The organism is Sulfitobacter sp. G21635-S1 (assembly GCF_027213915.1).
Classification (GTDB): Bacteria; Pseudomonadota; Alphaproteobacteria; order Rhodobacterales; family Rhodobacteraceae; genus Sulfitobacter.
Genome location: NZ_JAPWGV010000033.1, coordinates 42384 through 55119 on the forward strand (window position 1 = coordinate 42384; position 12736 = coordinate 55119).

General features: G+C 62.6%; 14 protein-coding genes and 1 pseudogene. All 15 read left to right on the forward strand.

Features of this window, described 5'->3' with window-relative positions:
• Entirely contained in the window at nucleotides 1-204 is a 204-nt protein-coding gene (locus O4H53_RS23765) for a phage head-tail joining protein (RefSeq protein WP_269367463.1), read from the forward strand.
• Nucleotides 205-206: 2 nt separating this feature from the next.
• Nucleotides 207-1673 (forward strand): phage portal protein, encoded by a 1467-nt coding sequence (locus O4H53_RS23770; protein WP_269367464.1) that lies wholly within the window; start codon nucleotides 207-209, stop codon nucleotides 1671-1673.
• A complete protein-coding gene (locus O4H53_RS23775; protein WP_269367465.1) occupies nucleotides 1670-3823 on the forward strand; it encodes a head maturation protease, ClpP-related in 2154 nt (717 codons plus the stop codon). Before O4H53_RS23770 ends, O4H53_RS23775 begins: the two co-directional genes overlap by 4 nt.
• Before the next feature lie 91 nt (nucleotides 3824-3914).
• A complete protein-coding gene (locus O4H53_RS23780) occupies nucleotides 3915-4265 on the forward strand; it encodes a DUF2190 family protein (RefSeq protein ID WP_269367466.1) in 351 nt (116 codons plus the stop codon).
• Nucleotides 4265-4591 (forward strand): head-tail joining protein, encoded by a 327-nt coding sequence (locus O4H53_RS23785; protein WP_269367467.1) that lies wholly within the window; start codon nucleotides 4265-4267, stop codon nucleotides 4589-4591. Before O4H53_RS23780 ends, O4H53_RS23785 begins: the two co-directional genes overlap by 1 nt.
• Nucleotides 4591-4761: a hypothetical protein gene (locus tag O4H53_RS23790; RefSeq protein ID WP_269367468.1), complete on the forward strand. Its 171-nt coding sequence runs from the start codon at nucleotides 4591-4593 to the stop codon at nucleotides 4759-4761. The genes O4H53_RS23785 and O4H53_RS23790 overlap by 1 nt, the downstream gene beginning before the upstream one ends.
• Entirely contained in the window at nucleotides 4761-5177 is a 417-nt protein-coding gene (locus tag O4H53_RS23795; protein ID WP_269367469.1) for a hypothetical protein, read from the forward strand. Before O4H53_RS23790 ends, O4H53_RS23795 begins: the two co-directional genes overlap by 1 nt.
• 28 nt (nucleotides 5178-5205) lie before the next feature.
• The gene (locus O4H53_RS23800; protein ID WP_269367470.1) at nucleotides 5206-5595 is read left to right on the forward strand and encodes a hypothetical protein; all 390 of its coding nucleotides are present in this window, start codon (nucleotides 5206-5208) and stop codon (nucleotides 5593-5595) included.
• Nucleotides 5595-5924: a hypothetical protein gene (locus tag O4H53_RS23805; RefSeq protein WP_269367471.1), complete on the forward strand. Its 330-nt coding sequence runs from the start codon at nucleotides 5595-5597 to the stop codon at nucleotides 5922-5924. Before O4H53_RS23800 ends, O4H53_RS23805 begins: the two co-directional genes overlap by 1 nt.
• A gap of 1945 nt (nucleotides 5925-7869) precedes the next feature.
• Nucleotides 7870-8064, forward strand: a pseudogene (locus tag O4H53_RS23810) (phage tail tape measure protein); the annotation flags it as partial.
• A 191-nt stretch (nucleotides 8065-8255) separates the two neighbouring features.
• On the forward strand, nucleotides 8256-9008 hold the full coding sequence (locus O4H53_RS23815) for a hypothetical protein (protein ID WP_269367472.1): 753 nt from the start codon (nucleotides 8256-8258) through the stop codon (nucleotides 9006-9008).
• Nucleotides 8999-9583 (forward strand): hypothetical protein, encoded by a 585-nt coding sequence (locus O4H53_RS23820; RefSeq protein ID WP_269367473.1) that lies wholly within the window; start codon nucleotides 8999-9001, stop codon nucleotides 9581-9583. The genes O4H53_RS23815 and O4H53_RS23820 overlap by 10 nt, the downstream gene beginning before the upstream one ends.
• A complete protein-coding gene (locus tag O4H53_RS23825; protein ID WP_269367474.1) occupies nucleotides 9583-9999 on the forward strand; it encodes a DUF6950 family protein in 417 nt (138 codons plus the stop codon). The genes O4H53_RS23820 and O4H53_RS23825 overlap by 1 nt, the downstream gene beginning before the upstream one ends.
• A gap of 83 nt (nucleotides 10000-10082) precedes the next feature.
• Nucleotides 10083-12176 carry a phage tail protein gene (locus tag O4H53_RS23830; protein ID WP_269367475.1) on the forward strand — a complete coding sequence of 698 codons (2094 nt, stop codon included), beginning with the start codon at nucleotides 10083-10085 and terminating at the stop codon, nucleotides 12174-12176.
• 12 nt (nucleotides 12177-12188) lie between these two features.
• Nucleotides 12189-12736, forward strand: a 548-nt coding sequence (locus tag O4H53_RS23835) for a hypothetical protein (protein WP_269367476.1), incomplete at its 3' end; no start/stop codon positions are given.

The following is a 12736-nucleotide window of genomic DNA, read 5'->3' on the forward strand; positions in this document are numbered from 1 at the left end:
ATGGCGTATTCGCAGGCGGACATCGACGCGCTGAAAGCGGCAGTTGCGCGGGGGGCGACCCGTTTGCGGATGGGCGATGAGGAAGTGCAATATGCGTCCCTTTCCGAAATGCGCCGACAGATCGGGGTGATGGAAGCTGAACTTGCCGGTCAGAAAACGGGCGGTCTGACCATCAGCACGCCGCGCACATTGCGGGGGCTGTGAGCATGAACATCATCGACCGCACGGTGCATTTCTTTGCGCCGGAAAAAGGTTTGCGCCGGGTGAAGGCGAGGGCGGCGGCAAATGCCGTGATGAACTATGACGCCGCATCGCGCGGGCGGCGCACGGCGGGCTGGAAGGCCCCGGCGACGGCTGCGGATGCGGCAGCCGGGGCCAGCCGGTCGCGGCTGCGGCAGTTGAGCCGCGACATGATCCGTAACAGGCCCTATGCCGCGCGCGGGCAGGCGGTGGTGACCGGCAACGTGGTGGGGCCTGGCATTTTGCCCTCGCTGACCATGCCGCATGGCACGAACGACCCTGATGCGGCAACCGAGGCGCTGACATTCCTGAAAAGCCACCTGATGACCCCGGCGATTGACGCTTACGGTGTTCACGGGCTGCCCGGTTTGCAGACCCAGGTGATGAACTCGGTGTTCGCGGATGGCGAGGTACTGGCGCGGCTGCGACTGCGGAACCGGGTGTTCAATCCCGATCTGCCGCTGATGTTCCAGGTGCAGCTGATGGAATGCGATTACCTGGACGAGGTGATCACGTCCTATGGGCAGAACGAAGTGATCGAAGGGATCGAGTATGGGCCGACCGGGCGGATCGAGGCCTATCACCTCTATGACCGGCACCCCGGTGATGTGCGCTGGTGGTCCAAGCGCGCGCTGACATCCACGCGGGTGCCTGCGGGGCAAATCCTGCACATCCGCCGCGCGGATCGGCCCGGCCAGATGCGCGGTGTGCCATGGCTGGCCCCGGTGATGCTGACGCTGGGCGACATCAGCGACTATCAGGAAGCGCAGATTTTGAAACAGCGGATTGCATCGTTGATGGCCTATTTCGTCGAAAGCGATGACGAAACGCTTGTCGACAAGGATACGCGCACGATCGAAAAAATTGAACCGGGTTCCATCGTTCATCTTAAGCCGGGACAAAAGATTGTGCCGACCGAACCGCCCAAGGTCGATGGATATGGCGAATTCATGCGGCAGGCGATCTGGACGATTGCCATGGGCCTTGGAATCTCCGGTGAAAGTCTGTCCGGCGATCTGCGGAATGTGAATTTCAGTTCCGGGCGCATGGGGCGGATGGAAATGGATCGTTTCGTTCAGGTCTGGCAGCAGCAGCTGATGATCGACCAGTTCTGCAACGGTGTTGCCCGTTGGGCGCTGGATGTCTGGAAAATGCAGAGGGCGGGCGACCCTTCACTGCCGCAAGTGCCTGAAAGTATCGGCTGGACCGCACCGCGCCGCCCGCTGATCGACCCGGCAAAGGAAATCAAGGGGGCACAAGCCGAAGTCGATGCCGGGTTCACCAGCCGACAGCGCAAGCAGCGCGAGTTGGGCCATGATCCCGACACCATCGCGAAAGAGCGGGCGGAGGATGCGGCGCGCGATGCCGCCGCCGGGGGTAGCCCGTCGCCCGATACCCCGACACCTGAGACACAAACGGAGGAAACCGCATGAACGGTTCAGACCTGATTTTCAATGGCGAGATTGTGCTTGAAGGCGACGTGCTGCCCCACGAGTGGTGCCAGTGGCCGGACGATTCCTGTTTTTCCGCGCGCATGGTGCGCGAGGCGTTGGGGCAGTTCAGCGGCGACGTGACGATCCGCGTCAATTCACCCGGCGGTTCGCCGCACGAGGGCGAGGCGGTCCGGGCCGCGATCGAGGCACATCCGGGCAAGGTCACGGTTATTGTTGCGGGCCTGGCGGCGTCTGCGACATCGCTGCTGATCATGGCGGCAGACCGGATCGAGGTCACTGCCGGTTCGTTCATCATGATCCACGACCCCAGCACCTGCATCTGCGGTAACCCCGACCAGCTGCGCGCCGAGGCGGATGTGCTGGACGTTCTTTCTGACACCTATGCCCAGGTCTATGCGGCCCGGACTGGCCAGACCGTCGAGGCGATCCGAGCGATGATGAAAAAAGAGGTCTGGCTGGGGCCGGATCAGGCCATCGCAGCCGGTTTTGCAGATGCCATCGTGGGGGCCGAACCCGCCCCGGCGGTGCCCGCCGATCTTGCGGCGGCGATGGCTGCCCATACCACCAGCCTTTCGACGCTGCGCATGTGCGCAGCGAAAGCGAATGCGGCGCCGGGCACCCCGGCGGGCAACCCGACCGGGCGTTCCGGTCAATCCCCGGCCATGAGCGCCACAACCTTGGAGACAGACATGCCCCCTGAAATCGAAGAAACAAACGCGGCACCTGCCGTGGCCACACCCGCCGCCACCCCGGCGGCATCCTCAACCCCGGCTGCTGCCCCCGCGACCACGATGGCCGCGCCCGCACCGGACACCCAGGCCATCCGCGACCAGGCGATGCGCGACGAGCGCGACCGTGCGCGCGGCATCCGTGAAATGTCCGCGCCCTTCATGGCATCGGGTCAGCTGACGCAGGCCGATGTCGATGCAGTGATCAATGACGGCACGTCGCTGCAAGCAGCGTCGGGTCGCCTGATGACAGCCATGGCTGCCGCGCAGCCCCCGATTGCCCCCACGCCCAGCACCACACCGGCGCGGGCGCGGGGCGGGGATCAGCGCGATCCGCAGATGGAAGGAATGATCGCCGCACTTATGCGCGATTTCAGTGGACCCGGTGCCCAGTATCGCGGCATGCGTTTGAGTGGCCTTGCCATGACACTGTCGGGCACGTCGCGCGGTTTTTCCGATGCGGAAAGCATCCGCCGCGGCATGATGTCCACCACCATGATGGGTGGCGCGCATGGCGTGAGCGATTTTGCCTATATCACCACCGAGGTGGTGAACCGGACGCTGATCGCGGAATACGAACGCCGCACGGCCCAGTGGTCTCTGGTGACTGGCGAGCCGCTGACCGCGTCCGACTTCCGCGAACTGCACGCCGCCCGGTTTGGCGGTGATTTCCAGCTGAAAAAGGTTCTGGCAAATGGTGAATATCAGCAGGCGGTGCTTGCCGATGAAGCCGAAGGCCTGAAGGTGGAACGCCGGGGCCGCGAAATTGGCATCACGTTCGAGGCTGTTGTCAACGACGACATGGCGGCCTTTACCCGCATCCCGCGCGAGTTTGCCATGGCAGCGCGCATGATGGAGGCGTCGATGGTCTGGTCGCTGATCCGTACCAACGCTGTTTTGAAATCGGACAGCAAGGCATTGTTCCATGCCGATCACAACAACCTGAATGCCGGTGGTGCTGCGGTCATTTCTGTGGACAGCGTGGGTGCCGCCCGCAAGGCGATGTGGGAACAGCGGGCGTTCGGGTCGAAAGACAAGGACGATTTCCTGAACCTTTCGCCCAATCTGTTGCTGGGACCGCCCGCGCTTGAAATCGAAATGGGTCAGTTCGTGCGCCCCACGACGCCTGCCAAGGATTCGGACGGCAACCCCTACAAGGACACGCTGACACCGCATGCCATTCCGCACCTGGGCGCTGCGGCGAACGGATCGGATACCGCATGGTATCTGGTCAGTTCCGATCTGCCGCCGGTGTCCGTCGCGCGCCTGGAAGGCTACGAGACCCCTACCGTGCAGACCCTGGAAGGCATGAACCCCGACCTGGTGAAAATGAATGCGCGGCACATGTTCGGCGCAGCCAACACCGAATTCCGGGGCGTGCAGAAAAACAACGGCGCGTAACGCGCGCCGCTTGATCTGAACAAGAGGGCTGCCCGCCGGGTGGCCCTTTTTCTTTGACACGGTCCCAAGGGGCCAACCGAAAGGCAAAACGATGAAAAATTATGTGCAAGCGGGTGATAATATCACCATCACGGCGGCTGCCGATCTGACAAGTGGCGAAGCCGTTGCCGCCGGTCTGCTGGTCGGCATCGCGCAGGAAACGGTTTTGAGCGGCGATGATGTCGTGATCGTGACCAAAGGCGTGTTCGAGGTGCCGAAAACCTCTGCCCAGGCATGGACGGTCGGGCAGGCGATCTATCTGATCCCCAGCACGGGCAATTTCACCACCGCGACCACGGCTGGCAACATCTTTTGCGGTGTTGCGGTCGAGGCTGCGGCAAACCCGTCTGACACGGGTCTGGTGCGCCTGAACGGGGTCGCCCCGGCAGCTGCCGAAAGCTGATGACATCGCTGTTCGACGGGATGGGTCCGGCGCTGATCGGCGCGTTCGGTGGGCCGCTGATCCATACGCCCCAGGGCGGCGCATCTGTCGCCATCACGGGGCGTTTCCGCACCAAGCCGCTTGAAGTGTTCGATGATGAGGAAGGGCGATCTTCCCTGATCATGGAACCAACCCTGCGGGTTGCGGAACCCGTCGCCAGCACCATCGCCAGCGACGACCTGATCACCACACCGCAAGGCGTGATCTATGAGGTCAAGAACCGGCATGGCAGCGGATCACCCGCTGCCGATGCCCTTGTAATTTTCAGATTGAGGGAGGTCAGCTGATGACCCAAAAAATCGAGATGCGCGCCCTGATGTCCATCAGGGCGATTCCGGGCCGTGATGCAGTCAAGCGCGGTGATACTTTCACCGCGCGGGATGCGCAGGAGGTCCGCGACCTTGTCCGCATGGGTCAGGCTGAGAAGGTGGGCACCCCGAAAGCGGGCAAGACCTGATGCCACACCCCCGGAGCACGCTGCGCGCGTCAGTACGGGCTGCCCTTGAAACCTCCCCCGACCTGGTCGGGGTCAAGGTTTATCGGTCCTGGGCGCATGCCGTGGGCCGTGATGACGTACCCGCGTTGGGGGTATTCACGCCGCGCGAACGGGCGCAGGGCGCGACGGGAAATCAAGTCGATCGCGCCACCGACATCTTGGTGATGTACCGCGCAGAAGGTGGCAATGATCTGGATGATCACCTCGACGACATCAGCGCGGTGATCGAACCGCTTGTCCTGGGCGTGCTGGCTGGGTTCCAGCTGTATGGCCTCGACACCACCGAAATCGACATTAACGGCGATGGTGAGAAATTGACTGGCAGTCTCACCCTGACTTTCAGCGCGGTGCGCTACACCGCCGAAGGTCAGCCGTAACCGCCAGAACATCGAAAAGGAAAGAGACATGGCGCGGCATAGCGGCAAAAATCTGAAAGTCCTTCATGGGGCCAATGAAATCGACGGGTGCGACGGTTTCGACATCGAGGAAACACACGGCACAACCGATCTGACATCGGCGGGTGAGGCTTGGAAGTCGCACGAAACCGTGCAGGGTGAATGGTCCGGCACCATCACCATGAAGGCGGATCACGCTGCGGCGGCAAATCAGACCTTGCGGTCGGGCGACAGCATCAACATCTCGGGCTACACCGAAGGTGATGCGACCGGCAAAACCTTCCTGTCTGGCACCTGCACAATCACCAGCCACAAGGTCGCAGCCGCTTTCGATGGCACTGTGACGCGGGAATATTCCGTTATGGGCAATGGCGCGCTGTCCGTTGATGTGGTGGCCTGATGTCGGATGTTCTGGCAAGGATGCAGGCCGTCCACGAGGGCCGGAAGGCAAAGAAAGTTCCGGTGCCCGAATATGGGTTTGACCTGTATTTTACCCCGTTGACGGTCGCGGACCGGTCGCGCATCCGCAAGGGCGTTGATCCAAGCGATGACGACGAACTGACCATCAAGACGCTGATCCACAAGGCCTGCGACAAGGATGGGAAACCCGTGTTCGAGGATGACGGGGCAACCCGCAAGATCCTCTATCAGATGGACATGAATGTTCTGCGCCGCATCCTTGAGGAAGCCGAGGATGCGCCGGACGAGGGTAGCGCAAAAAACGACTGAGGGGTGACCGGGAGGCTTTCAACCTCTTCCGGGTCGCCCAGGCCTTTGGCCGCCTGCCGCATGAACTGCTGAACCTGCCCCTGACGGAGGTTCAGGAGATGCTGGCTTTCCTTGAAATCTGCGATGAAAACGCGAGGCGCTGATGCTTGATCTTTTGAAATTCGGGATCACGGCCAAAAACCGTTCGGGGTCTGCCTTTTCGGAGGTCAAACGCGATCTGCAAGGCGTCAAGGGAATGATGGCCAGCGTGTCCGCACAGGGAAAGCGCCTGGGCCGGAACCTGCGCAATGTCGGTGCGGGCATGTCAGTAGGCGTGACTGCACCGCTTGCCATGATGGGCAAGCAGATGATCACCCTTTACGACACACAGGCACAGGCCGAAAAGACTGTCGCCGCCGCCATCACCTCGACCGGCGGGGCGGCGGGCAAGACGCTGGACCAGTTGAAAGGTCTGGCGTCGGGTCTGCAGAACGTGACCACCTATGGCGATGAGGACATCCTTCGCAATGTCACGGCCCCGCTGCTGACCTTTACCAAGATCCAGGGCGACGTATTTGATCGGGCGCAGGCAAATGTCCTTGATTATGCCACGCTGATGAAAACCGATCTGAAATCGGCATCCATTCAGGTCGGCAAGGCCTTGAACGATCCGATCAAAGGGGTTTCTGCCCTGGGCAAGGCGGGGGTGCAGTTCACCGAAGAACAGAAGGGCATGATCAAGTCCCTTGTTGAAACCGGTGATGTGGCGGGTGCGCAGGCCATCGTTCTGAAAGAACTGGAAACGCAGTTCAAGGGGCAGGCGGCTGTTGCCGCTGCTGCACCGCTGGGGCAGTTCAAGCAGCTGTCTAACGCCATCGGGGATGTGAAAGAGGAACTGGGCAAGGAAATCGTGCCATTCCTGAAACCGCTGGTGGAATCGGTCAAATCGGCGGTGACCTGGTTCAGCACGTTGTCGCCAGAGGTGAAACGGAACATCGTGGTGGTGGGTGGTCTGGCTGCGGCAGTGGGGCCGCTGGTGACGGGGCTGGGGTTAATGGTCATGGGCGTTACCGCCGTGGGCGGTGCGCTGGCGACCATGGGGTCGCTGCTGCTGGCAAACCCGGTGATCGCCGGGATCGCCGCTATCGCAGCCGGTGCATACCTGATTTATCGAAATTGGGATGGCATCAAGTCGTGGGCAACCGGGGTCTGGGGGTCGCTTAAAACGACGTTTTTTGCCGGTGTGGACGCGGTGAAATCCTATCTTCTGAATTTCACCGCTGCGGGGCTGATTTATCAGCATTGGGATGGCATCGCGGAATGGTTTTCGGGTGTCTGGACCTCGATCAAGACGGGGGTCGCCACAGGCTGGGCTTTGATTACCGGCGAACTGGTTACCGCGATCCGGGGTGTCTGGACGGCGATCAAGAACGAAGTCGCATCATGGCCGGGTCGGATGCAGGCGTTTGGCAGCGACATGATCAGGTCACTTTGGGCCGGGATTACTGGCGAGAATGCCAAGCAAGCGAAAATGATGGAACAGGTCGGCACCGACATCACCGGTGGTTTGAAACACGGTATCCTGAAAGAAAAGGCATCGGTCGGCGCAGCAATGTCGGAAGTTTCCAGCTACCTTGAGGATGTGGCACGCGATGAGGTGGATTCGAATTCTCCGTCAAAAGTGTTCATGAAGATCGGCAAGGATGTTGTCGATGGGCTGGCCCTTGGCTTGCGCAACAATGCCGATCTGGCCGTCTCGGAAATCACAGGGCTGACCGGTCGCATCAAAGATGAGGCGGAAAAATCAACCAGCTTCATGGGCAGGTTTCGCGATGGTGCCAAAAGCGTTTTCACCAGCGTGTTGACCGGCGCGCAGAATTTGCGCGGTGCGCTGGCCGGTGTCCTCGGGGGCTGGGCAAATCAGCTGTTCACCAGCGGCACCAACCTGTTGTTTGATACCATCTGGCCTTTCGAAAAAGGTGGCGCGGTGCAGGGCGGCAAGGTGTTGGCTTATGCGCGCGGTGGCGTGGTCAGTGGCCCCACAACCTTTCCCATGGCAGGTGGCAACACCGGTTTGATGGGCGAGGCGGGGCCGGAGGCGATCATGCCACTGTCGCGCGGTCCTGACGGGCGTCTGGGTGTTCAGGCGAGTGGTGGCCGAAGACAGCAGGGGGGAGGCCCTCAGGAAGTCGTCGTGCGCTTTGCAAACGCGGAACTGACTATCGGCAGTGACGGCAAGATCGAGGCCTATATTCAGGCGATGGCAGATAATGCTGTAAACCGTGCTGTCAGCCGTTCCGTCAGCGCAGTGGATGCGCGCATGCGGCGCACCAAATCGTTTGGTCAGCCTGCATGACCGATGTGATTGCATGGCCCCCGGTGGGGCTTACCGCCTGGGAGTTGACCGAATTTTATCCGCAGTCGCGGTCAGTCGCGTTGATCGGGGGGCGCGCGCGCACATCGTCTGCGCAGCGGGCGCGGCGCATGGCAACCGCCGGGGTGCGCGGGATCGGCAAGGACCAGGCGGGGGCCGGTTACATCCGCATGATGAACCGCCTTTGGGCTGGGGCACCGCATTTGACGCGCGTCACCTGCCTGCCGACGATCTGGCACCTGGCGCAGCGGGGTCTTGACCTGACATCGCTGCCGCTGGACTGGCAACACTCTGCCGACGATCTGGTCTGGTCGCATGACGGCGACGATCTGGAATGGTTCAGCGGTGCCTACCTGACACCCGGTGAACCGGTGACGGATGGCGGCTGGCACGGCCTGCAGGTCAGCGGGCTGCCGCCTTCGACCATCGTGGCGCGTCCGTCGCAGCTGGTGACGGTGCGGGCAGGGGGTGGTGCGGAAACTGCCTATGCGCTGGACGTGGCCCGATCCGATGTGAATGGCGATGCGCTGATCCGCACCGACAAGCCCGAGGCGTTCACGATCAGTGGCGTGGTCAGCATTGGCGAGGCCGAGGTGATCACATTCGAGGCGGTGGACGTGCCGCGCGCGGTTCAGGGTCTGGATGGCGATTTCATCTATCAATGGGATTTTCGCGAAGTGTTCGAAGATGAATACGCTGACGGCTGGACATTGGTAAGCCCATGGCGCTGACACGCGGAACGCCCGGCGCGCTGCTGACGCTGCTGGCAGGGCATTTTTACCCGGTGCTGCTGACCTATGCCGATTGGCCGGGCGAGGAAATCCGCCTGCACACCGGAGTTGGGGAACTTTCATGGGATGGGCAGACCTGGCTGGGCGCGGGATCGCTGGTGCGGTTCCAGGCCCCGGAGGAAACCGCCGGCCTGGCGACTGACGAGGGCGCGGTGCATGTTGCGGCCACGGTGGAAGACATGCTGGCCGAACGCGGCAAGGTGATCCGCAACCGACCGATCAAGGTCTGGTTTGGCGCGACCACCGTAGAGGGCGGTAACGTCCTGGCCGCTGACCCGGTGGTCCTGTTCAGCGGATATTTCGACAGCCGCAAGGCATCGCTGGCGCGGTCAGGAGACAACCTGGCGCACGACATGGTGCTGGGCCTGGGGATCGGCCCCGGCGCGCGGTCTGCCGCCTCGATCACGCACAGCTATGAGGATCAGATCGCCAATTTTCCCGGCGATACGGCAGGGCGGCAGGTGCAGATTGCCATCCGTCGCCAGCGCAACCCGCAAAGCTGGCCGGAAACCTGATGATTTCGCCAGAGGCCGCGTTCGCGGCGGCGCGGGCGCAGATGTCCGGGCCGCTCATTTGGGGTGCCTGCGACTGCGCAACGGCGGCAGCGGCGGCATGGGCTGTCCTGCATGGGCGCGACCCGCTGGCGGCGTTCAGGCAGCGTTACAGCAGCCCGACCGGCGCAATGCGCATCCTTGTCTGTGCCGGGGGCTACCTCGCCTGGTGTGACACGGTGTTCGCGGCAGCTGGTCTGGTGCGCGTGGCGCGCCCGGTGCCGGGTGACCTGGTGCTGATCGAAAGCGACGGCCCGATCGGGGCTGCGCTGGGTTTGGCGATCGAGGGCGCGCGGGTCGCGACCAAGACTGAAACTGGATTGTGTGTGGCGCGCGCGCCGGTGCTGGGAGTGTGGAAATGCCGTTTCTTGGACCATTGATCGGCACTATTACGGCCGGTCTCACGGCCAATTTGTCGGGATTTTTTGCCAGTTTGGGTTTTGGCGCAGCCGCCGCCGGTGCATTGGCTAATGCCGTAATCCAGTTTGGCACATCATTGCTGTTGAACGCAGCGGCTGCGGCATTGCAAGGCCGCAATCAGCCATCGGCGCAGGATATTGCGCGGCAGTTGTCGCAGCCCAGCACGGAGCCGACCTATCGTTTTGTCTATGGCAAATGCAACGCGACCGGGTCGCCGGTGGGCACGCCGGTTCAGGGTGAGGTGATCTGGGGCTGCTGGCTGCTCAATTCCCGGCCCTCATACCTGGACACCTTCACGCTGTTTCTGGACAAGCGCGAGGTGACACTGACCGGCGATGCCTTTGACTTCGACGGTGACGGGGCGGTTGCGGATGCCGATCCGTTCGACGGCTATGTGACCTGCTGGATCAGCCGGGGTGACCAGACCACGCCGCCGGTCAAATTCACCGATGATGCACCCTATGATGAGGGCGTGCGGGACGATCTGTGGAAAACGACAGACGGCTGGCAGGGCCGTACCGTGATCTGGCTGCGCCTGGTGGCGGGGCCAAACGGCACCAGGCAGGAACGCTGGCCCGCGACCCCGCCGCTGGTTGAGGTGTTCGGCAAATGGTCGATGGTCTATGACCCGCGCAATCCGGCGCAAGACCCGGACGATCCCGACACCTGGGGGTTTGAACAGAACCTGGCACTATGCGTGCGCGATGCCCTGCGACAGAACCCGATCCGGGCCTACCGCGAGGACCAGCTGCATGTGTCATTCGAGGATGGCGCGGACATCTGCTGGGAAACCGTCTACCGCAAGGACGCGTCGGCGGAAAAGCGGTATCGCTGCGCCGGGACGTTGACGTTTTCGGACGGCGAGATTGAAGACCAGATTAACCCGATGCTGGTTTCCGGCGCTGCCGACCTGATCCGCATTGGGGGGCAGTTGGGGTTCGCGGCGGGGGCTTACCGCGCACCGGCCATGACGCTGGACTATCTTCTGGGCGACAGCTTTGAGTTCACCGACATGCTGCCGGGTGATGCGCTGGTGAACCAGTTGCGCATTTCCTACCTGTCGGCGGAACGGGGATATGAAACGGCGGACCTGCAGCCATGGGATATTCCGGGTGCGCTGGCGGCGGATGGCGGGGTGCCTGCGGTCAAGAGCCTTGACCTGAAATTCTGCCCGTCACCCACGCAGGCAATGCGGGTGCGCAAAATCCTGGGCCTGCGGTTGCGGCGGCAGGAAAGCATCAGCGGGGGCGAGTTGCCGCCCGAGGCATTCGACCTGGTGGGCGGTGCGACCGTGACGCTGGCGCTGCCGGAACCTTACGACGCGCTGGACGGCATCTATGAAGTGCAGAGCATCTTTCCCGGTGCTGACCCGCTGGGCGAAAGCGGGCAGCTGGCGCTGCGGATGCCCGCCACGCTGATCAAGCACGATCCGGCGATCTATGATTATGACCCTGCCGTCGATGAGGAAGACGTTTTGAACGAACCTTTTGACGAGGTGAGGCAGGGCATGCAGCCACCCGGCGCGATCAGCATCACGACCGGCGAGGCTGTCAACCAGGACACCGGCGGTGGCATCCTTCCGCGCATTCGTTTCGCAGCTGATCCGTCGCCATCGTCAAGCGTCACGGGCTATGAATGGGAATACCGACAGGTTGGCACGGGCATCTATCAGACCGGCGGGCAGATCGGTGCGGATGTGCGGGACGGGTCGGACAAGGTTTTCGGTTTCCTGATAGCAAACCCCGCGCTTTCCTTTGACATTCGGGTGCGCGCGGTCGGCGCGTCCGGGCAATCCGATTGGGTGGAATACACCGGCGCACAATCGTCTGTGACCATCGCGCTGGACCTGCCAACGGACGGGCAGGCGACCGGCGGCGCGGGCGAGATCGGGGTGAGTTTCCGCATGCCGAACGATGCCGATGTCCGCCAGATGGAGATTTTCGCATCGGATACCGACGATGATGGTGCCGCTGCGATCCTTGGCGATCCCATTGTCGCATCTGCGAACACGGTGGTGTCAGTGACCGAAACCGGGCTGGGCGCAAGCCAGACCCGCTACTACTTCGCGCGCTCACGCGGCGATTTCAACACCGCATCGGCCTTCACGGCCAGCGTTTCCGCAACAACAGATCCCTGATCAGGAGGCACCATGCCCGCACCCACAGTCACGTTCCCGGTCACCGGGGCCGGCCCATACGGCACGACCAAAGAAGCCGCCGAAGGCGCAATCAACGATGCCTTCGTGGAGCAGCAGTTGGAGATCGACACCAAGGCGGACGGCGCAGCTACCACAGCGGCGCTGGCCACCAAGGCAGACGACGCAGCCACCACGGCGGCGCTGGCGACCAAGGCGGACGGCACAGCCACCACGGCGGCGCTGGCGACCAAGGCAGACGCCGCAGCCACCACGGCGGCGCTGTCCACCAAGGCGGACGACGCCGCCACAACAGCGGCATTGGCGACCAAGGCGGACGCCGCAGCCACCACGGCGGCGCTGGCCACCAAGGCAGACGACGCCGCCACCACGGCGGCGCTGGCTGAAAAGGCAGATACAACCGCGCTGGTTGAAACGGATGGCCTGGCTCACAATGCGGCTCTTTCTGCGCGACAGGCCAGGGCTGGAAGTTCTGGCATTCTGACGGGACCGGAGAGTGTCGGGAACGAACTATCGGGTGCAAAACATCCTTGGTTGCATCT